Here is a 21,047-nt window from a genome sequence, read left to right as displayed (position 1 = left end):
AGGAAGAAGCAGCCACCGTGTCTGACCCGAACCTGAACGACGCCGTCGAGCCCGCCGAGGGCGACGACTCCGCGCGCGATCTCGCCGAGGCGACGGACGCAGGCGTCGACCAGGCGGCAGTTGCCGACGCCGCCGAGGAAACCTCCGAGACGGCCGAGGCGGCCGCGGAGGCCACCGAGGAAGCGGACGCCGGGGCAGCCGAGGACGCGTCGGAAGAGGCGGCGGAGGAGAGCGAGCCGGTCGACCCGGTGGCCGCCCTCCGTGACGAACTGCGCTTCCTCCCCGGCGAGTGGTACGTGATCCACACCTACGCGGGCTACGAGAACCGTGTGAAGACCAACCTCGAGCAGCGGGCGGTCTCGCTGAACGTCGAGGACTTCATCTTCCAGGCCGAGGTGCCGCAGGAAGAGGTCGTCCAGATCAAGAACGGCGACCGGCGCACCGTGCGGCAGAACAAGCTGCCCGGTTACGTCCTGGTCCGCATGGACCTCACGAACGAGTCGTGGGGCGTCGTGCGGAACACCCCCGGTGTCACCGGTTTCGTCGGCAACGCCTACGACCCGTACCCGCTGACGCTCGACGAGATCGTGAAGATGCTCGCCCCGGAGGCCGAGGAGAAGGCCACCAAGGCGGCGGCCACGGACGACGAGGGCAAGCCGGTGGCCGGCGCCTCCCGCAAGGTCGAGGTGCAGGTGCTCGACTTCGAGGTCGGCGACGCCGTCACCGTCACGGACGGTCCGTTCGCCACGCTGCAGGCGACCATCAACGAGATCAACGCCGACTCCAAGAAGGTCAAGGGCCTCGTGGAGATCTTCGGCCGCGAGACTCCGGTCGAGCTGAGCTTCGACCAGATCCAGAAGAACTAGGCGATCGTCGCCACGAAAGAGCCCCTGACCGGCGCCTCGGCGTTGAGCGGGGGCTCTTTCATGCCCCGGGGCCGCCCCTCCCCGGAGTTCCGGCCGTATCCGATTTCGGGGCTCGCCGTGGTAGGCGCTATCGTGGTGCGGTATGCCTCCGTCCGGTTGATCGAGTCGTCGGACTCCGACTCCGTGGACGGTGGCGCGAATCACCTCTCACTAGGACCCGGAGAGAGCATGCCTCCCAAGAAGAAGAAGAAGGTCGCGGGGCTGATCAAGCTCCAGATCCAGGCCGGTGCCGCCAACCCGGCCCCGCCGGTCGGTCCGGCGCTGGGTCAGCACGGCGTCAACATCATGGAGTTCTGCAAGGCCTACAACGCCGCGACCGAGTCGCAGCGCGGGTGGGTCATCCCGGTGGAGATCACGGTCTACGAGGACCGCTCCTTCGAGTTCATCACCAAGACGCCGCCGGCCGCGAAGATGATCCTGAAGGCCGCCGGTATCGAGAAGGGCTCCGGCACCCCGCACATCAACAAGGTCGGCAAGGTCACGCGCGACCAGGTGCGCGAGATCGCCACGACCAAGATGCCCGACCTCAACGCGAACAACATGGACCAGGCGGAGAAGATCATCGCCGGTACCGCGCGTTCGATGGGCGTCACCGTCGAGGGCTGACAGCAGCCGCCGACCATCCCGTGGAAGGGCCGGGCGCGGCCCGCACCACGACTCCGGAACAGCAACAGCAGGAGCAGCAGTGAAGCGCAGCAAGACTCTCCGCAGCGCGGACGCGAAGATCGACCGGGCGAAGTTCTACGCCCCGCTCGAGGCCGTCCGGCTCGCCAAGGAGACCTCCTCGGTGAAGTTCGACGCGACCGTCGAGGTCGCCCTGCGTCTGGGTGTCGACCCGCGCAAGGCCGACCAGATGGTCCGCGGCACCGTGAACCTCCCGCACGGCACCGGTAAGACCGCCCGGGTCCTGGTCTTCGCGACCGGTGACCGTGCAGCGGCCGCGGAAGCCGCGGGAGCCGACATCGTCGGCTCCGACGAGCTGATCGACGAGGTCTCCAAGGGACGTCTGGACTTCGACGCCGTCGTCGCCACCCCGGACCTGATGGGCAAGGTCGGTCGTCTCGGCCGCGTCCTCGGTCCGCGGGGGCTGATGCCGAACCCGAAGACCGGCACCGTCACCCCGGACGTGACCAAGGCCGTCTCCGACATCAAGGGCGGCAAGATCGAGTTCCGGGTGGACAAGCACGCCAATCTCCACTTCATCATCGGCAAGACCTCGTTCGACGACGCCCAGCTCGTGGAGAACTACGGCGCCGCGATCGAGGAGATCCACCGGCTGAAGCCGTCGGCCGCCAAGGGCCGTTACGTGAAGCGGGCGACCATCACCACCACGATGGGCCCCGGCATTCCGGTGGACGCCAACCGCACGAAGAACCTCCTCGTCGAGGAGGACCCGGCGGCCGCCTGAGCCTGCCGGTGACGCGGACGCACACGGCGCCGGGCCCGCTCTCCGATGCGGAGGGCGGGCCCGGCGCTGTGGTATATCTGGGCGACCGAACATATGAAGAATTTGTGGGGGTGGGGGATGCGCGCATTCCGCAAGGGTGTCCTGGCAACCGTGAGCATGGCTATGGCGGTCACGCTGACGGCCTGCACCGGGGGAGAGAAGTCCGACGATGCCGGTGCGACGGGGGAGAAGCAGGTCTCCCGGCAGACGGAGTCGCACTCGGCGCTCGCGGTGATGACCGCGGCCACGCGCCGCACCAGTGAGGCGAAGTCCGCCAAGGTCTCGCTGGAGATGACCGTGCCGGGCAACGCCGGTGGCACCGTCCGGATGAGCGGCGTCATGGGCTGGGACCCGTACGCAATGGACGTGACCATGTCCGGCAGCGCGATGTCGACCGGTGGCGGCCCGGAGCAGACCCGCATGGTGTGGGTCGACGACGTGATGTACATGGACATGGGAGAAGCAGCCACCGCCGAGATGGACGGCAAGCGCTGGATGAAGATCGACATGGGGGCGATTGCGGAGTCCGCGGAAGACCCCGCGATGGCCGAGGCGATGACCTCCGGCATGGACAACATGGGGCAGAGCCCGGCGCAGCAGCTGGGCATGCTCCTGGACTCGCCCAACATCGAGTTCGCCGGCGAGCAGCGGATCGACGGCGTCGACGCCCGGCACTACACCGGCTCGCTGACCCTGCAGGAGGCGCTGGACGCCAACAAGTCCCTCGAGGTGCTCGACAAGAAGGAGCGCGAGAAGCTCGTCGAGCAGCTGGAGGCCTCCGGTATGAAGGAGTACCGGATCGAGGCCTGGGTGGACGAGGACGACCTGCCGGTCCGCATCGACGCCGAGATGGAGACGCCCGAGGGCACCGTCGAGACGACCCAGCGGATGAGCGACTACGGCACCGATCTCTCGGTGACGGCTCCCCCGGCCTCGCAGACGGTGGACCTGATGAAGATGCTGGAGGATCTGCAGGACGTGAACGCGGGCACCGGCACGGGTATGTGATCCGGCTGCCGCACGGCGTCCCCTCCCGCGCCCGCCGCGGTGGGGACGCCGCGCTGTCCGCCGCCGGACTGATTTGCCTGCGCAGGTCCCGTCCGCGTAATCTGTCGGCGAAGCCAAAGACCGCTGGTTCGCAGTGTGTCCACCCGAGGACGCACGGCCGAAGGATCCGCTAGCTGCGGGCGACCCGCGTAGGTGAACTGGAAGAGCTCCCGGACGGCATGCCCACACGCGTGCGAACCGGTCGAGCATCGCCCTGTGCGCCTGCGCACGGGGCGTTTCGCATTTCAAGCCCCTTCCGAGCGGTCCTCATCACCCGGAAGGAGGCCGAGGCTCATGGCGAGGGACCGAGTCGCACCTGACAAGGTCGCAGCTGTCGAGGAGATGACGGGCAAGTTCCGTGACTCCAACGCGGCCGTCGTGACCGCGTACACCGGTCTCACCGTGGCGCAGCTCAGGGATCTGCGCCGTTCTCTCGGTGAGAACGCCCAGTACCGTGTGGTGAAGAACACGCTGACCAAGATCGCGGCGAACGAGGCCGGGATCAACGAGCTCGACGAGTTCTTCACGGGCTCGTCGGCCGTCGCCTTCGTCACCGGTGACCCGGTGCAGGCGGCGAAGGGTCTGCGCGACTTCGCCAAGGACCACCCCGCTCTTGTCATCAAGGGCGGCATCGTCGACGGCAGTGCGTACACCGCTGCCGAGCTCAACAAGCTCGCGGACGTCGAGTCCCGCGAGGTGCTGCTCTCCAAGCTGGCAGGCGGCATGAAGGCGTCCATGGCCAAGGCCGCGGCGACCTTCCAGGCCCCGCTCACGAAGATGGTCCGTACCGCGGACGCGCTTCGCGAGAAGCAGGGAGAGCAGGGCGGTGCCGGTACGCCGGCTCCCGCCGAGGCCGACGCGGAGTAACACCCGCGCGGTCGCAGCGGGCCCGAGTACGCCCGCCGACACAGCACGACATCCGGCACCCGCCGACCTAGTGGAAGGACCGCCATCATGGCGAAGCTCAGCCAGGACGAGCTGCTCGCGCAGTTCGAGGAGATGACCCTCATCGAGCTCTCCGAGTTCGTGAAGAAGTTCGAGGAGAAGTTCGACGTCGAGGCTGCCGCTCCGGCCGCCGCCGTCGTTGCCGCTCCGGGCCAGGGCGGCGGCGAGGCCGACGCCGAGCCGGAGCAGGACGAGTTCGACGTCATCCTCACCGGCGCGGGCGACAAGAAGATCCAGGTCATCAAGGTCGTGCGCGAGCTCACCTCGCTCGGCCTGAAGGAGGCCAAGGAGCTCGTGGACGGCACCCCGAAGCCGGTCCTCGAGAAGGTCGCCAAGGACGCCGCCGACAAGGCCAAGGAGTCCCTCGAGGGCGCCGGCGCCTCCGTCGAGGTCAAGTGATCTCAGGAGTCCTCTGACTCTTTCGTGGAGCGTCGCGTGCGCTCCGCTCCGCAGGGCGGTCACCCGAACGGGTGGCCGCCCTGCGGCGTTCGCGGGAAGGGGTACTTGCCCTGACAAATCGGGCGGGTAAGGTGATCACCGCTGCCCCGGGGGCCTTGACGAATGGCACGCAGCGCGTAATTCTCGGGACGCGTCGTCACACCGATCCGTGAATCCGAGGCATGGATCGGAGACGAAGCGGGAAGCATGGGGGTGCGCGAGAGGCGCCGCGGATCACGGTGCCCCTCGCGTCGACACAGCAGAACGAGAGGGGGAGAGTGGCACTGCGCCAGTCTCCGGAGAACCGCTCTGGACATCAGTGGGCCGTTTGGCTACACTGACCCTTTGCGCTGCCTGTTAGCTGCCCTCTGCCCGTCACCAGGGGCAGCGGTATGCGCGTAGTGAGTCCGAGCCCTCGGAAGGACCCCCTCTTGGCCGCCTCGCGCAACGCCTCGACCGCCCATTCGAACACCGGCGCCAGCACCTCCCCGCTGCGTATCTCCTTTGCGAAGATCCAGGAGCCCCTCGGGGTTCCGAACCTCCTTGCGCTCCAGACCGAGAGCTTCGACTGGCTCCTCGGCAACGAGGCATGGAAGCACCGCGTCGAGACTGCGCTGGACAGCGGACAGGACGTCCCGACCAAGTCCGGTCTGGAGGAGATCTTCGAGGAGATCTCCCCGATCGAGGACTTCTCCGGTTCGATGTCCCTGACCTTCCGCGATCACCGCTTCGAGCCTCCGAAGAACTCGATCGACGAGTGCAAGGAGCGTGACTTCACCTACGCCGCTCCGCTCTTCGTGACCGCCGAGTTCACCAACAACGAGACCGGCGAGATCAAGTCCCAGACGGTCTTCATGGGCGACTTCCCGCTCATGACCAACAAGGGCACCTTCGTGATCAACGGCACCGAGCGCGTCGTGGTCTCGCAGCTGGTGCGCTCGCCCGGTGTCTACTTCGACAGCTCCATCGACAAGACGTCCGACAAGGACATCTTCTCCGCCAAGATCATTCCGTCCCGGGGTGCCTGGCTGGAGATGGAGGTCGACAAGCGCGACATGGTCGGCGTGCGCATCGACCGCAAGCGCAAGCAGTCCGTGACCGTCCTGCTCAAGGCGCTCGGCTGGACCAACGAGCAGATCCTCGAGGAGTTCGGCCAGTACGAGTCCATGCGCGCCACCCTGGAGAAGGACCACACCCAGGGCCAGGACGACGCGCTGCTCGACATCTACCGCAAGCTGCGTCCCGGTGAGCCGCCGACGCGCGAGGCGGCGCAGACGCTGCTGGAGAACCTCTACTTCAACCCGAAGCGCTACGACCTCGCCAAGGTCGGCCGGTACAAGATCAACAAGAAGCTGGGCGGCGACGAGCCGCTCGACTCCGGCGTGCTCACCACCGCCGACGTGATCGCCACGATCAAGTACCTGGTCAAGCTGCACGCCGGCGAGGAGGAGACGGTCTCCGCCGAGGGCGACGAGATCGTCGTCGAGACCGACGACATCGACCACTTCGGCAACCGCCGTCTGCGCAACGTCGGCGAGCTCATCCAGAACCAGGTCCGTACCGGTCTGGCCCGCATGGAGCGCGTCGTCCGCGAGCGGATGACCACGCAGGACGTCGAGGCGATCACGCCGCAGACCCTGATCAACATCCGGCCGGTCGTCGCCTCCATCAAGGAGTTCTTCGGCACCAGCCAGCTGTCCCAGTTCATGGACCAGACCAACCCCCTGTCGGGGCTGACCCACAAGCGCCGCCTCTCGGCGCTGGGTCCGGGCGGTCTGTCGCGTGAGCGGGCCGGCTTCGAGGTCCGTGACGTGCACCCCTCGCACTACGGCCGCATGTGCCCGATCGAGACGCCCGAAGGCCCGAACATCGGTCTCATCGGGTCGCTGGCCTCCTACGGCCGGGTCAACGCCTTCGGTTTCGTGGAGACCCCGTACCGCAAGGTCGTCGACGGTGTGGTCACCGACGAGGTGCACTACCTGACCGCCGACGAGGAGGACCGCTTCGTCATCGCCCAGGCGAACGCGCCGCTCAACGAGGAGATGCGGTTCGCCGAGGACCGTGTCCTGATCCGCCGCCGTGGCGGCGAGGTCGACCTCATCCCGGGCGACGACGTGGACTACATGGACGTCTCGCCGCGCCAGATGGTGTCGGTCGCCACCGCCATGATCCCGTTCCTCGAGCACGACGACGCCAACCGTGCGCTCATGGGATCGAACATGATGCGCCAGGCGGTTCCGCTCATCAAGGCCGAGTCGCCGCTCGTCGGCACCGGCATGGAGTACCGCTGCGCCGTCGACGCCGGTGACGTCATCAAGGCCGAGAAGGAAGGCGTCGTCCAGGAGGTCTCCGCCGACTACGTCACGGTGGCCAACGACGACGGCACCTACACCACCTACCGCGTCGCCAAGTTCTCCCGCTCCAACCAGGGCACCTCCTTCAACCAGAAGGTGCTGGTGAACGAGGGCGAGCGCGTCGTCCTCGACCAGGTGCTGGCCGACGGCCCGTCCACCGAGGACGGCGAGATGGCGCTCGGCAAGAACCTGCTGGTCGCCTTCATGCCCTGGGAGGGCCACAACTACGAGGACGCGATCATCCTCTCCCAGCGCCTGGTGCAGGACGACGTCCTCTCCTCGATCCACATCGAGGAGCACGAGGTCGACGCCCGCGACACCAAGCTGGGCCCGGAGGAGATCACCCGGGACATCCCGAACGTCTCCGAGGAGGTCCTGGCCGACCTCGACGAGCGCGGCATCATCCGCATCGGTGCCGAGGTCGAGGCCGGCGACATCCTCGTCGGCAAGGTCACCCCGAAGGGCGAGACCGAACTGACCCCGGAGGAGCGTCTGCTCCGCGCGATCTTCGGTGAGAAGGCGCGCGAGGTGCGCGATACCTCGCTGAAGGTGCCGCACGGCGAGACCGGCAAGGTCATCGGCGTCCGCGTCTTCGACCGCGAGGAGGGCGACGAGCTGCCCCCGGGCGTGAACCAGCTGGTCCGCGTCTACGTCGCACAGAAGCGCAAGATCACCGACGGTGACAAGCTCGCCGGCCGCCACGGCAACAAGGGCGTCATCTCCAAGATCCTTCCCGTCGAGGACATGCCGTTCCTCGAGGACGGCACCCCCGTCGACATCATCCTCAACCCGCTGGGCGTCCCCTCCCGGATGAACCCGGGCCAGGTCCTGGAGATCCACCTGGGCTGGCTCGCCTCGCAGGGCTGGAAGGTCGACGGCGTCGACGAGGAGTGGAAGAAGCGCCTCGCGAGCATCAGTGCGGACGAGGTGGAGCCCGGCACCAACGTGGCCACCCCCGTGTTCGACGGCGCCCGCGAGGACGAGATCGCCGGTCTCTTCTCCTCGACGATCCCGAACCGCGACGGCGACCGCCTGGTCCAGCCCTCCGGCAAGGCTCATCTCTTCGACGGCCGCTCCGGCGAGCCGTTCCCGGACCCGATCTCGGTCGGGTACATGTACATCCTCAAGCTGCACCACCTGGTCGACGACAAGCTGCACGCCCGGTCCACCGGCCCGTACAGCATGATCACCCAGCAGCCGCTGGGTGGTAAGGCCCAGTTCGGTGGTCAGCGCTTCGGCGAGATGGAGGTGTGGGCGCTGGAGGCGTACGGCGCCGCCTACGCGCTCCAGGAACTGCTGACCATCAAGTCCGACGACGTCACCGGCCGCGTGAAGGTCTACGAGGCCATCGTCAAGGGCGAGAACATCCCCGAGCCGGGCATCCCCGAGTCCTTCAAGGTGCTCATCAAGGAGATGCAGTCGCTCTGCCTGAACGTGGAGGTGCTGTCCTCCGACGGCATGTCCATCGAGATGCGTGACACCGACGAGGACGTCTTCCGCGCGGCGGAAGAGCTCGGTATCGACCTGTCCCGGCGAGAGCCGAGCAGCGTCGAAGAGGTCTGACGGGTGAGCCGGCCGGACTTCGCGTCCGGCCCGGCTCGTCCCACCCGGACCCCGTTCAGACCATTGATCTAGAGACGACCCTGAGAGGGATTGACGAGAGTGCTCGACGTCAACTTCTTCGACGAGCTGCGGATTGGCCTCGCCACCGCTGACGAGATCCGTCAGTGGTCGCACGGTGAGGTCAAGAAGCCGGAGACCATCAACTACCGCACCCTCAAGCCGGAAAAGGACGGGCTCTTCTGCGAGAAGATCTTCGGCCCCACCCGGGACTGGGAGTGCTACTGCGGCAAGTACAAGCGCGTCCGCTTCAAGGGCATCATCTGTGAGCGCTGCGGTGTCGAGGTCACCCGCGCCAAGGTGCGCCGTGAGCGGATGGGCCACATCGAACTGGCCGCACCCGTCACCCACATCTGGTACTTCAAGGGCGTTCCCTCCCGTCTGGGCTACCTGCTGGACCTGGCGCCCAAGGACCTGGAGAAGGTCATCTACTTCGCCGCGTACATGATCACGTACGTGGACGAGGAGCGCCGCACCCGCGACCTGCCCTCGCTCGAGGCACACGTCGGTGTGGAGCGCCAGCAGATCGAGCAGCGCCGCGACGCCGACCTCGAGGCCCGTGCGAAGAAGCAGGAGGCCGACCTCGCCGAGCTGGAGGCCGAGGGCGCCAAGGCGGACGTGCGCCGCAAGGTGCGCGAGGGCGCGGAGCGCGAGATGAAGCAGCTCCGCGACCGCGCGCAGCGTGAGATCGACCGCCTCGACGAGGTGTGGAACCGCTTCAAGAACCTCAAGGTGCAGGACCTCGAGGGCGACGAGCTGCTCTACCGCGAGCTGCGCGACCGCTTCGGGACCTACTTCGACGGTTCGATGGGTGCCAACGCGCTGCAGAAGCGCCTGGACACCTTCGACCTGGACGAGGAGGCCGAGAAGCTCCGGGAGATCATCCGGACCGGCAAGGGCCAGAAGAAGACCCGTGCCCTGAAGCGCCTCAAGGTCGTCTCGGCGTTCCTGCAGACCTCCAACAGCCCCAAGGGCATGGTGCTGGACTGCGTCCCGGTGATCCCGCCGGACCTGCGTCCGATGGTGCAGCTGGACGGTGGCCGCTTCGCGACCTCCGACCTCAACGACCTGTACCGCCGTGTCATCAACCGGAACAACCGGCTGAAGCGGCTTCTCGACCTCGGCGCGCCCGAGATCATCGTGAACAACGAGAAGCGGATGCTGCAGGAGGCCGTCGACGCGTTGTTCGACAACGGCCGCCGCGGCCGGCCCGTGACGGGCCCGGGCAACCGTCCGCTGAAGTCGCTGTCCGACATGCTCAAGGGCAAGCAGGGCCGCTTCCGTCAGAACCTGCTCGGCAAGCGCGTCGACTACTCGGCCCGTTCCGTCATCGTCGTCGGCCCGCAGCTGAAGCTGCACCAGTGCGGTCTGCCGAAGGCCATGGCGCTGGAGCTCTTCAAGCCGTTCGTGATGAAGCGCCTGGTCGACCTGAACCACGCGCAGAACATCAAGTCGGCGAAGCGCATGGTCGAGCGCGGCCGCACGGTCGTGTACGACGTGCTGGAAGAGGTCATCGCCGAGCACCCGGTGCTGCTGAACCGTGCGCCGACGCTGCACCGTCTGGGCATCCAGGCTTTCGAGCCGCAGCTGGTCGAGGGCAAGGCCATTCAGATCCACCCGCTCGTGTGCACCGCGTTCAACGCGGACTTCGACGGTGACCAGATGGCCGTGCACCTGCCGCTGTCCGCGGAGGCCCAGGCCGAGGCACGCATCCTGATGCTGTCCTCGAACAACATCCTCAAGCCGGCCGACGGCCGTCCCGTCACCATGCCCACCCAGGACATGGTGCTCGGCCTGTTCTTCCTCACCACCGACGAGGAGCAGCGCAAGACGGTGGGCGACGGGCGGGCGTTCAACTCCGTCGCCGAGGCGATCATGGCGTTCGACGCCCGCGAGCTCTCGCTCCAGGCGAAGATCGACATCCGCTTCCCGGTGGGCACCGTGCCGCCGCGCGGCTGGACTCCGCCGACGCCCGAGGAGGGCGAGGCCGAGTACCAGCCTGGCGACCCCTTCACCCTGCGGACGACGCTGGGCCGGGCGCTCTTCAACGAGCTGCTGCCGGAGGACTACCCCTTCGTCGACTACACCGTGGGCAAGAAGCAGCTCTCCGGGATCGTCAACGACCTGGCCGAGCGCTACCCGAAGGTGATCGTCGCCGCGGCGCTGGACAACCTGAAGTCCGCCGGTTTCCACTGGGCGACGCGGTCCGGTGTGACGGTCGCGATCTCCGACGTCGTGGTCCCCGCGGCGAAGAAGGAGATCATCGCGTCGTACGAGGCTCAGGACGAGAAGGTCCAGAAGCAGTACGAGCGCGGTCTGATCACCAAGGACGAGCGTTCCAACGAGCTGGTCTCGATCTGGACCCGGGCGACCAACGAGGTCTCCGAGGCGATGAACGAGAACTTCCCGAAGACGAACCCGATCTTCATGATGGTCGACTCGGGTGCGCGAGGGAACATGATGCAGATGCGCCAGATCGCGGGTATGCGCGGCCTGGTGTCCAACGCCAAGAACGAGACCATTCCGCGTCCGATCAAGGCGTCCTTCCGCGAGGGCCTGTCCGTGCTGGAGTACTTCATCTCCACGCACGGTGCCCGGAAGGGTCTGGCGGACACCGCGCTGCGTACCGCGGACTCGGGTTACCTGACCCGTCGTCTGGTGGACGTCTCGCAGGATGTGATCATCCGTGAGGAGAACTGCGGCACCGACCGCGGTCTCAAGCTGGAGATCGCCTCCCGCAGCGAGGACGGCGTGCTCCACAAGGCGGAGGACGTCGAGACCAGCGTGTACGCGCGCTGCCTCGCCGAGGACATCACCGTCGACGGCAAGGTGCTGGCCGCGGCCGGCACCGACCTGGGCGACGTGCTCATCGACGAACTGGTGCGGCACGGCGTGCAGACGGTGAAGACCCGCTCGGTCCTCACCTGCGAGTCGCACGTCGGCACCTGCGCCATGTGCTACGGCCGTTCGCTGGCGACCGGCAAGCTGGTGGACATCGGCGAGGCCGTCGGCATCATCGCGGCCCAGTCCATCGGTGAGCCCGGCACCCAGCTGACGATGCGTACCTTCCACACCGGTGGTGTGGCGGGTGACGACATCACCCAGGGTCTGCCGCGTGTCGTCGAGCTCTTCGAGGCCCGTACGCCGAAGGGCGTCGCGCCGATCACCGAGTCGGCCGGCCGGGTGCGCATCGAGGAGACCGAGAAGACCAAGAAGGTCATCGTCACGCCGGACGACGGCTCCGACGAGACCTCCTACCCGGTCTCCAAGCGTGCGCGCATGAGGGTGTCCGAGGGCGACCACGTGACCGTCGGCCAGCCGCTGACCGTCGGTGCGACCAACCCGCACGACGTGCTGCGCATCCTCGGCCAGCGCGCCGTCCAGGTGCACCTGGTCAACGAGGTGCAGAAGGTCTACAACTCGCAGGGCGTGTCGATCCACGACAAGCACATCGAGATCATCATCCGGCAGATGCTGCGCCGGGTGACGATCATCGAGTCCGGCGACGCCGAGCTGCTGCCGGGCGAGCTGGTCGAGCGGACCAAGTTCGAGGGCGAGAACCGTCGTGTGGTGACGGAGGGCGGCCACCCGGCCTCCGGCCGTCCGCAGCTGATGGGTATCACCAAGGCCTCGCTCGCCACCGAGTCGTGGCTGTCGGCGGCCTCCTTCCAGGAGACCACCAGGGTCCTGACCGACGCGGCGATCAACGCCAAGTCGGACTCCCTGATCGGCCTCAAGGAGAACGTCATCATCGGTAAGCTCATCCCGGCCGGTACGGGCCTGTCCCGCTACCGCAACATCCGGGTCGAGCCGACGGAGGAGGCGAAGGCCGCGATGTACTCGGCCGTCGGCTACGACGACCTCGACTACTCGCCGTTCGGCGCGGGCTCCGGCCAGGCCGTTCCGCTGGAGGACTACGACTACGGTCCCTACACCGGCTGACGGTCTGCGCCGTGAGGGCGCGGCATGCGGTCACGGAGGGCGGTCACCCCGAGCGGGGCGACCGCCCTCCGGCGCGTGTGGTGGGGGAAGATGCTCGTGCGGAGCGGGAACTGTTCGGAGAGTGTTCTCGTCCTGGATGATGAGCACAGTCCTGCGGGACGTCACGGGGAGGTCGAGGACATGCTCGCTGGGAACGCGGACCGGGAGCGCACCGTCGACGTGCTGCGGGCCGCCTATGCGGAGGGCCGCCTGACCCTGCAGGAGTACGAGGAGCGGGTGGGGCGCGCGCTGGCGTCGCGGACGGTGGCGGAGCTGCAGCAGCTCACCTGTGACGTTCCCCACGGCCCGGGGGGCGCGAGCAGCGTGGCCCCGCAGCCCGCGGCTCCGGTGACGCCGCATCCGGCGTACCGGCCGGCCGTCGGCTTCGGGCCGCCCGTGTACGGGCAGCCGGTGCCGCTGCGGCCGCCTCCGCCGCAGAACGGCACCGCCATCGGGGCACTGGTCTGCGGCATCATGGCGCCCATGACGATGGGTCTGACCGGTGTACCTGCGGTGATTCTGGGGCACAAGGCCCGCGCCGAGATCCGCCGGAGCGGCGACCGCGGGGACGGACTGGCTGTCGCGGGGCTGGCGCTGGGGTGGATCGGCGTGTGCTTCGTGGCGCTGATCGTGATCGGCATCGTGTCCTCCTGATGTCCCCGGTGTCCACGGTGCGGGAGGACACGGGACGACGCGGGGGCGCGGAGCGGACGGGGGCTTGTTTTGACCGCCGGGGAGGCGGTAGGTAGGCTCTGACCTTGTGCCTGGGGTATCCCCTGCTCTGCCTGTGTGCTCTGACGCCAGGAGGGCGTCTCGGGGATCGCCGAAGTCTGCACACTTCTCCCGCCAGAGGAGTTTCCCCGGTCGCGGCGATGCTGCGGTCACCGGGACGTGCAGACCTCGACACACCCGACCGCGTGGGTCGGCGAAAGTGTTCCAGGTTAGCTTTACCGAGACTGGCACACAGAAAACGGAGAATCTGTGCCTACGATCCAGCAACTGGTCCGCAAGGGCCGGCAGGACAAGGTCGAGAAGAACAAGACGCCCGCACTGGAGGGTTCGCCCCAGCGCCGCGGCGTCTGCACGCGTGTCTTCACCACCACCCCGAAGAAGCCGAACTCGGCCCTGCGTAAGGTCGCCCGTGTGCGACTGACCAGCGGGATCGAGGTTACGGCCTACATTCCGGGCGAGGGCCACAACCTGCAGGAGCACTCCATCGTGCTCGTGCGCGGTGGCCGTGTGAAGGACCTGCCGGGTGTTCGTTACAAGATCATCCGCGGCTCCCTCGACACGCAGGGCGTCAAGAACCGCAAGCAGGCTCGCAGCCGCTACGGCGCCAAGAAGGAGAAGTAAGCATGCCTCGTAAGGGCCCCGCCCCGAAGCGCCCGGTCATCATCGACCCGGTCTACGGTTCTCCTCTGGTGACCTCCCTCATCAACAAGGTGCTGCTCAACGGCAAGCGCTCCACCGCCGAGCGCATCGTCTACGGCGCCATGGAGGGCCTGCGTGAGAAGACCGGCAACGACCCGGTCATCACGCTCAAGCGCGCGCTCGAGAACGTGAAGCCGACCCTCGAGGTCCGGTCCCGCCGCGTCGGTGGCGCCACCTACCAGGTCCCGGTCGAGGTCCGCCCCGGCCGTTCCTCCACTCTCGCACTGCGCTGGATCGTGGGGTACTCCCGCGCCCGCCGCGAGAAGACCATGACCGAGCGTCTGCTGAACGAGCTGCTCGACGCCTCCAACGGGCTCGGCGCCGCCGTGAAGAAGCGCGAGGACACCCACAAGATGGCCGAGTCCAACAAGGCCTTCGCGCACTACCGCTGGTAGTCGCTCACCCCATCGAGACCGAGAGAAGACTGAAGCCTTATGGCTACCACTTCACTTGACCTGGCCAAGGTCCGGAACATCGGGATCATGGCCCACATCGACGCGGGCAAGACGACCACCACCGAGCGGATCCTGTTCTACACCGGTGTGAGCTACAAGATCGGTGAGGTCCACGACGGCGCTGCCACGATGGACTGGATGGCGCAGGAGCAGGAGCGCGGCATCACCATCACGTCTGCCGCGACGACCTGCCACTGGCCGCTCAACAACATCGACCACACGATCAACATCATCGACACCCCGGGGCACGTCGACTTCACCGTCGAGGTGGAGCGTTCCCTGCGCGTGCTCGACGGTGCGGTGACGGTGTTCGACGGGGTGGCCGGTGTCGAGCCGCAGTCCGAGACCGTGTGGCAGCAGGCCGACCGGTACGGCGTGCCGCGGATCTGCTTCGTCAACAAGCTGGACCGCACGGGCGCCGAGTTCCACCGCTGCGTCGACATGATCGAGGACCGCCTGGGCGCGGTGCCGCTGGTCATGCAGCTGCCGATCGGTGCCGAGTCGGACTTCAAGGGCGTCGTCGACCTCGTCAAGATGAAGGCGCTCGTCTGGTCCGCCGAGACCAAGCTCGGCGAGGCCTACGACACCGTCGACATCCCCGACACGCACATCGAGGCTGCCGAGGAGTACCGCGGCAAGCTGCTCGAGGCCGTGGCGGAGAACGACGAGGAGATGATGGAGCTGTACCTCGAGGGCCAGGAGCCCACCGAGGAGCAGCTCATCGCGGCGGTCCGCCGCGTCACCCTCGCGTCCACCGGTGCCGAGGGCACCATCACCGTGACCCCGGTGTTCTGCGGCACCGCGTTCAAGAACAAGGGCGTGCAGCCCCTGCTCGACGCGGTCTGCAGCTACCTTCCGGGGCCGCTGGACGTCGAGGCCGTCGAGGGCCACTCCGTGAAGGACCCGGACGAGGTCCTGAAGCGGCGTCCCTCGGAGGAGGAGCCCTTCTCCGCGCTGGCGTTCAAGATCGCAGCCGACCCGCACCTGGGCAAGCTGACCTTCATCCGTGTGTACTCGGGCCGGCTGCAGACCGGTACCCAGGTCATGAACGCGGTGAAGGGGCGCAAGGAGCGCATCGGCAAGATCTACCGGATGCACTCCAACAAGCGCGAGGAGATCGAGTCGGTGGGTGCCGGCGACATCGTCGCCGTCATGGGTCTGAAGCAGACCACCACCGGCGAGACGCTCTGCGACGCGTCGAACCCGGTCATCCTCGAGTCCATGGACTTCCCGGCCCCGGTGATCGAGGTCGCCATCGAGCCCAAGTCCAAGGGCGACCAGGAGAAGCTGAGCGTCGCGATCCAGCGTCTGGCCGAGGAGGACCCGTCCTTCCAGGTCAAGACGAACGAGGAGACCGGCCAGACCATCATCGCGGGCATGGGCGAGCTGCACCTGGACGTGCTGGTCGACCGCATGAAGCGTGAGTTCAAGGTCGAGGCCAACGTCGGTAAGCCGCAGGTGGCCTACCGCGAGACGCTGCGCAAGACGGTCGAGAAGCACGACTTCACGCACAAGAAGCAGACCGGTGGTTCCGGTCAGTTCGCGAAGGTGCAGATCCAGCTCGAGCCTCTCGAGGGCGACGGCTACGAGTTCGTCAACAAGGTCACCGGTGGCCGCATCCCGCGGGAGTACATCCCGTCCGTGGACGCGGGGTGCCAGGAGGCCATGGAGTTCGGCGTGATGGCGGGCTACCCGCTGACCGGCGTGCGTGTGACGCTGCTCGACGGCCAGTTCCACGAGGTCGACTCGTCCGAGATGGCGTTCAAGATCGCCGGTTCGATGGCCTTCAAGGAGGCCGCACGGAAGGCCTCCCCGGCCATCCTCGAACCGCTGATGGCCGTCGACGTCACGACGCCCGAGGAGTACATGGGCGACGTGATCGGCGACATCAACTCCCGCCGTGGCCAGGTTCAGGCCATGGAGGACCGGGGCGTCAACAAGCTCGTCAAGGGCCTGGTGCCGCTCTCGGAGATGTTCGGCTACGTCGGCGACCTGCGCAGCAAGACCTCCGGTCGCGCAAGCTACTCGATGCAGTTCGACTCCTACGGCGAGGTTCCCAAGAACATCGCCGAGGAGATCGTCGCGAAGGCCAAGGGAGAGTAGGACCGGTTCACCGGTTCCGCTCACCCATTAGGCTGGAGCAAAGGCATTCGGGGCAAACCGTCCCGGATCACCCACGTGGTCCGGGACGGCCCCCGGCGGCCCGCCCAGAAGACGAAACGGTCAAGGGCGTCCCCCTCGGGGTCCTGACCGGTTCGGTACGACCACCTGAACCCCACCGCAGAGCGCGGCGGGCGTACAGCACCAGTCCACAGGAGGACCCCAGTGGCGAAGGCGAAGTTCGAGCGGACTAAGCCGCACGTCAACATCGGCACCATCGGTCACATCGACCACGGTAAGACCACCCTTACCGCGGCGATCACCAAGGTGCTGCACGACGCTTACCCGGAGCTCAACGAGGCCTCGGCGTTCGAGAACATCGACAAGGCGCCCGAAGAGCGCCAGCGCGGTATCACCATCTCCATCGCGCACGTCGAGTACCAGACGGAGAACCGTCACTACGCCCACGTCGACTGCCCGGGTCACGCGGACTACATCAAGAACATGATCACCGGTGCCGCGCAGATGGACGGCGCCATCCTCGTGGTCGCCGCCACCGACGGCCCGATGCCGCAGACCAAGGAGCACGTGCTCCTGGCCCGCCAGGTCGGCGTTCCGTACATCGTCGTCGCCCTGAACAAGGCCGACATGGTGGACGACGAGGAGATCATGGAGCTCGTCGAGCTCGAGGTCCGTGAGCTGCTCACCGAGTACGAGTTCCCGGGCGACGAGGTTCCGGTCGTCAAGGTCTCGGCGCTCAAGGCGCTCGAGGGCGACAAGGAGTGGGGCGAGTCCGTCGTCAAGCTCATGCACGCCGTCGACGACGCCATCCCGGCGCCGCAGCGTGACACCGACAAGCCGTTCCTGATGCCCATCGAGGACGTCTTCACCATCACCGGCCGCGGCACGGTCGTCACCGGCCGCATCGAGCGTGGTGTCCTCAAGGTCAACGAGAACGTCGACATCATCGGCATCAAGGACACCAAGACCTCCACCACGGTCACCGGTATCGAGATGTTCCGTAAGCTGCTCGACGAGGGCCAGGCCGGTGAGAACGTCGGTCTGCTGCTCCGCGGCATCAAGCGCGAGGACGTCGAGCGCGGCCAGGTCATCATCAAGCCGGGCTCGGTCACCCCGCACACGGAGTTCGAGGCGCAGGCGTACATCCTGTCGAAGGACGAGGGTGGCCGCCACACCCCGTTCTTCAACAACTACCGCCCGCAGTTCTACTTCCGTACCACGGACGTGACCGGCGTCGTGACCCTCCCCGAGGGCACCGAGATGGTCATGCCGGGCGACAACACCGAGATGAGCGTGCAGCTCATCCAGCCGGTCGCCATGGAGGAGGGCCTCAAGTTCGCCATCCGTGAGGGTGGCCGGACCGTGGGCGCCGGCCAGGTCACCAAGATCCTCAAGTGACCTGCCGCTCCTGGTGAGCACCTGCACCGGATTCGTCCGGTGCGCAGGGCCCGTACGACTTCGGTCGTGCGGGCCCTGTTGCGTGCCACGAACGGAATAGTTCACGCTTCAACTATGTTGGGCGGGGCAGAAGGTTTTCCCCGACGAACTTCCGGAGGCATCCCATGGCCACCACCCCCGACCCCCGGCTGACCGGCACGTACACGCTCGACCCGGCCCACACGCGGATCGGCTTCGTCGCCCGGCACGCGATGGTGACGAAGGTGCGCGGCGCGTTCAACGACTTCACCGGCACCGCCCGCATCGACGGCGAGAACCCCGAGCAGTCCTCGGTGGAACTCGTGATCAAGGCCGAGAGCATCGACACCCGCAACGCCGACCGCGACGGGCACCTCCGCAGCAACGACTTCCTCGACATGGCGAACCACCCGGAGATCACCTTCCGCTCCACCGGCGTGAAGCAGTCCGGCGACGACGCTTTCGACGTCACCGGCGACCTCACCATCAAGGGCGTCACCCGGTCGGTCACCGTCCCCTTCACCTACGAGGGACAGGCGAAGGACCCGTTCGGCAACGAACGCATCGGACTCGAGGGCGCGCTCACCATCGACCGCCGGGACTACGGTGTCACCTGGAACGCCGCCCTGGAGACCGGCGGCTTCCTGGTGAGCGACACGGTCCGGCTGGAGTTCGAGGTCTCCGCCGTGAAGCAGAGCTGACGGCACCGCCGCCGGCCCGGGGACGTGGTGCGGGCGGCGCCGTGCTGACAGCATCGGCACATGGCTCTGACCCGTCACGTCCCCGGAATGGTGCTCACCGAACTCGAGTTCCGCGTGCCGCTCGACCACGCGGACCCCGACGGCGCACGCCTCACCGTCTTCGCGCGCGAGGTGGCAGCCCCGGACGGCCACGACCGGCCCTACGTGCTGTACCTGCAGGGCGGCCCCGGCCAGGAGGCGCCGCGGCCGACCGCCTCACCGACCGCGCCCGGCTGGCTGGAGCGCGCCCTGCAGGACTACCGGGTGCTGCTGCTGGACCAGCGCGGCACCGGCCGCTCCACCCCGATCGGCCCGCTCACCGGCATGTCCCCCCAGGCGCAGGCCGACCACCTGGCACACTTCCGCGCCGACGCGATCGTGCAGGACGCCGAGTGGATCAGGGCCGAACTCGACGTCGACCGCTGGTCGCTGCTGGGGCAGTCCTTCGGCGGCTTCTGCGCCCTCCACTACCTCGGGGCGGCACCGGAGGCACTGCAGGAGGTGTACTTCACCGGCGGTCTGCCGCCGGTCGGCCGCCATCCGGACGAGGTGTACCGCGCCACCTACCGGGTTCTGCGGGAACGCAACCGCCGCTACTACCGGCGCTACCCCGAGGACCGTCCCCGGGTGCGCGCCCTCCTGGAACGCATGGACGCCGGTGAGGTGCGGCTCCCGGACGGCGACCTGCTCACCGCCCGCCGCTTCCGGCAGCTCGGGCACCTCCTCGGCGGCACCGACGGTGCCGAGCGCCTCCACCACCTGCTGGAACGCGACCCCGCCTCGCCCGCCTTCCGCCACGACCTCGGCGCGATGCTGCCCTTCTCCGGCCGCAACCCGCTCTACGCCGTCATCCACGAGTCGGGCTATGCCGACGGCCACGCCACCCGCTGGTCGGCCCAGCGCACCCTGCCCGACGACTTCGTCGAGGACCCCACCCTGCTCACCGGCGAACACGTCTACCCCTGGATGTTCGAGGACTACCGGGAGCTGGCGCCGTTCCGCGAGGCCGCCGACCTGCTCGCCGAGCGCACCTGGCCGACGCTGTACGACGCCGACCGGCTGCGGGCCTGCCGGGTGCCGTGCGCGGCAGCCGTCTACGCGCACGACGCGTACGTCGACCGTGCCTTCTCCGAGGAGACCGCTGCGCTCGTCCCCACCCTGCGCACCTGGCTGACGAGCGAGTACGAGCACGACGGGCTCCGCACGGACGGAGCCCGGATCCTTGACCGGCTCATCGCGCTGGCCCGCGGACACGCCTGAGCGGTGGACGCGGCGGCGGCCCGTCCGCTGAGCCCTTCAGGTCGCCGCCGCGCCCGGGCCCGGACGTGTCACGACGAACGGAGTGGCGCGGCGGAGCCGGAATCCCAGCGCCTCGTACAGCCGGAGGGCGCCGGTGTTGTCCCGGGCGGCGTGCAGGAACGGGGTTTCGCCCCGCTCGAGGATCCCGGCGGCGACGGCGAGGACCAGCCGGCCGCCGAGGCCCCGGCCCCGGAAGTCCGGGTCGGTGCAGACCGCGCTGACCTCCGTCCAGCCGGGGGGACGCAGGCGCTCGCCCGCCATGGCCACGAGCCGGCCCCGATGCCGGAGCCCGAGATAGAGCCCCATCTCGACGGTCCGCGTCCGGAACGGGCCGGGCCGGGTGCGCTCCGCGAGGTCCAGCATCTCGGGCACGTCGGCCGGGCCCAGGCGCACCGCCTCCGGGTCGGGCGTGTGCCGGACCTGCTCGCCGACCAGCTGGACGCCGTCGAGCGTGCGGACGACCTCCCAGTCCGGCGGAGGGGACGCCGTCATGCCGATGAACAGCGACGGCCCGGATCCGGGGGCCCGGCCGAGGAGTTCCGCCAGGTCCGCCCAGTCGCCCGGCCCGGGTGTGTCGGGAACGCCGACGAACGGCGACACCTCGGGCGCGTACCGTGCTGCGGCTCCGCGGTGACTCCCGAGCGCGGCGTGGGCGCCGGCCAGGGAGTGCCGGACGGGGTTGTCCAGCGGGTGGCGGTGCGCCGGGTGGTCCGGCTGCTCCGCCCTCTCCCGGGCCGCTGCGCCCGCAGGGCTGCCGGTGCCGGTCGGGTGCGGCTGCGGTGTGGGGATGCCCACCGTGTTCCTCCTGGGTCGGTCGCCCGGGTCGA

At 68.0% G+C, this 21,047-nt stretch carries 16 protein-coding genes; 15 read left to right on the top strand and 1 reads right to left on the bottom strand.

The annotated features are described in order from the left end of the window. Positions 1-17 precede the first annotated feature (17 nt). The 15 genes from nusG (at position 18) to ACL06G_RS12730 (ending at position 20,181) form a co-directional block, all read left to right on the top strand. On the top strand, positions 18-866 hold the full coding sequence (gene nusG, locus ACL06G_RS12800; protein WP_412787622.1) for a transcription termination/antitermination protein NusG: 849 nt from the start codon (positions 18-20) through the stop codon (positions 864-866). Positions 867-1,094: 228 nt separating this feature from the next. Continuing rightward, positions 1,095-1,532 (top strand): 50S ribosomal protein L11, encoded by a 438-nt coding sequence (gene rplK / locus ACL06G_RS12795; protein WP_412787623.1) that lies wholly within the window; start codon positions 1,095-1,097, stop codon positions 1,530-1,532. Positions 1,533-1,611: 79 nt separating this feature from the next. Beyond that, entirely contained in the window at positions 1,612-2,334 is a 723-nt protein-coding gene (rplA, locus tag ACL06G_RS12790; RefSeq protein WP_412787624.1) for a 50S ribosomal protein L1, read from the top strand. Positions 2,335-2,427: 93 nt separating this feature from the next. Next, on the top strand, positions 2,428-3,381 hold the full coding sequence (locus ACL06G_RS12785) for an SCO4651 family lipoprotein (protein WP_503167848.1): 954 nt from the start codon (positions 2,428-2,430) through the stop codon (positions 3,379-3,381). Between the two features lie 333 nt (positions 3,382-3,714). Continuing rightward, positions 3,715-4,287 carry a 50S ribosomal protein L10 gene (gene rplJ, locus ACL06G_RS12780; RefSeq protein ID WP_412787626.1) on the top strand — a complete coding sequence of 191 codons (573 nt, stop codon included), beginning with the start codon at positions 3,715-3,717 and terminating at the stop codon, positions 4,285-4,287. A gap of 87 nt (positions 4,288-4,374) precedes the next feature. Next, positions 4,375-4,764, top strand: a complete 390-nt coding sequence (gene rplL, locus ACL06G_RS12775) for a 50S ribosomal protein L7/L12 (RefSeq protein ID WP_412787627.1) — start codon at positions 4,375-4,377, stop codon at positions 4,762-4,764. 470 nt (positions 4,765-5,234) lie between these two features. Next, positions 5,235-8,720 carry a DNA-directed RNA polymerase subunit beta gene (gene rpoB / locus ACL06G_RS12770; protein ID WP_412787628.1) on the top strand — a complete coding sequence of 1,162 codons (3,486 nt, stop codon included), beginning with the start codon at positions 5,235-5,237 and terminating at the stop codon, positions 8,718-8,720. Between the two features lie 99 nt (positions 8,721-8,819). Then, positions 8,820-12,719: a DNA-directed RNA polymerase subunit beta' gene (locus ACL06G_RS12765; RefSeq protein ID WP_412787672.1), complete on the top strand. Its 3,900-nt coding sequence runs from the start codon at positions 8,820-8,822 to the stop codon at positions 12,717-12,719. Positions 12,720-12,899: 180 nt separating this feature from the next. Next, complete coding sequence (locus tag ACL06G_RS12760; RefSeq protein ID WP_412787629.1) at positions 12,900-13,412, top strand: DUF1707 and DUF4190 domain-containing protein; 513 nt, start codon at positions 12,900-12,902, stop codon at positions 13,410-13,412. Between the two features lie 327 nt (positions 13,413-13,739). Continuing rightward, entirely contained in the window at positions 13,740-14,111 is a 372-nt protein-coding gene (gene rpsL, locus ACL06G_RS12755; protein WP_003948652.1) for a 30S ribosomal protein S12, read from the top strand. 2 nt (positions 14,112-14,113) lie between these two features. Further along, positions 14,114-14,584 (top strand): 30S ribosomal protein S7, encoded by a 471-nt coding sequence (gene rpsG, locus ACL06G_RS12750; RefSeq protein ID WP_028433241.1) that lies wholly within the window; start codon positions 14,114-14,116, stop codon positions 14,582-14,584. A 39-nt stretch (positions 14,585-14,623) separates the two neighbouring features. Next, complete coding sequence (gene fusA / locus ACL06G_RS12745; RefSeq protein WP_412787630.1) at positions 14,624-16,747, top strand: elongation factor G; 2,124 nt, start codon at positions 14,624-14,626, stop codon at positions 16,745-16,747. 222 nt (positions 16,748-16,969) lie between these two features. After that, a complete protein-coding gene (tuf, locus tag ACL06G_RS12740; protein ID WP_412787631.1) occupies positions 16,970-18,163 on the top strand; it encodes an elongation factor Tu in 1,194 nt (397 codons plus the stop codon). A 164-nt stretch (positions 18,164-18,327) separates the two neighbouring features. Next, positions 18,328-18,882, top strand: a complete 555-nt coding sequence (locus ACL06G_RS12735; protein ID WP_412835892.1) for a YceI family protein — start codon at positions 18,328-18,330, stop codon at positions 18,880-18,882. A gap of 60 nt (positions 18,883-18,942) precedes the next feature. Next, positions 18,943-20,181 carry an alpha/beta fold hydrolase gene (locus ACL06G_RS12730; protein WP_412835891.1) on the top strand — a complete coding sequence of 413 codons (1,239 nt, stop codon included), beginning with the start codon at positions 18,943-18,945 and terminating at the stop codon, positions 20,179-20,181. 36 nt (positions 20,182-20,217) lie between these two features. Here ACL06G_RS12730 and ACL06G_RS12725 read toward each other — a convergent pair whose 3' ends face one another. After that, positions 20,218-20,907, bottom strand: a complete 690-nt coding sequence (locus tag ACL06G_RS12725; RefSeq protein ID WP_412787673.1) for a GNAT family N-acetyltransferase — start codon at positions 20,905-20,907, stop codon at positions 20,218-20,220. Positions 20,908-21,047 lie beyond the last annotated feature (140 nt).

The organism is Streptomyces callyspongiae (assembly GCF_047200695.1).
GTDB lineage: Bacteria > Actinomycetota > Actinomycetes > Streptomycetales > Streptomycetaceae > Streptomyces.
The sequence above is the reverse complement of the archived record's forward strand: the minus strand, read 5'-3'. Positions and strand labels throughout refer to the sequence as shown.

Excerpts from the sequence above, each read along its gene's own strand:
- ACL06G_RS12785 (WP_503167848.1), top strand. The coding sequence starts at position 2,428 with ATGAAGAATTTGTGGGGGTGGGGGATGCGCGCATTCCGCAAGGGTGTC.
- ACL06G_RS12735 (WP_412835892.1), top strand. The coding sequence starts at position 18,328 with ATGGCCACCACCCCCGACCCCCGGCTGACCGGCACGTACACGCTCGAC.
- rplK (WP_412787623.1), top strand. The coding sequence starts at position 1,095 with ATGCCTCCCAAGAAGAAGAAGAAGGTCGCGGGGCTGATCAAGCTCCAG.
- fusA (WP_412787630.1), top strand. The coding sequence starts at position 14,624 with ATGGCTACCACTTCACTTGACCTGGCCAAGGTCCGGAACATCGGGATC.
- ACL06G_RS12760 (WP_412787629.1), top strand. The coding sequence starts at position 12,900 with ATGCTCGCTGGGAACGCGGACCGGGAGCGCACCGTCGACGTGCTGCGG.
- rplJ (WP_412787626.1), top strand. The coding sequence starts at position 3,715 with ATGGCGAGGGACCGAGTCGCACCTGACAAGGTCGCAGCTGTCGAGGAG.
- rpsG (WP_028433241.1), top strand. The coding sequence starts at position 14,114 with ATGCCTCGTAAGGGCCCCGCCCCGAAGCGCCCGGTCATCATCGACCCG.
- ACL06G_RS12730 (WP_412835891.1), top strand. The coding sequence starts at position 18,943 with ATGGCTCTGACCCGTCACGTCCCCGGAATGGTGCTCACCGAACTCGAG.
- rplL (WP_412787627.1), top strand. The coding sequence starts at position 4,375 with ATGGCGAAGCTCAGCCAGGACGAGCTGCTCGCGCAGTTCGAGGAGATG.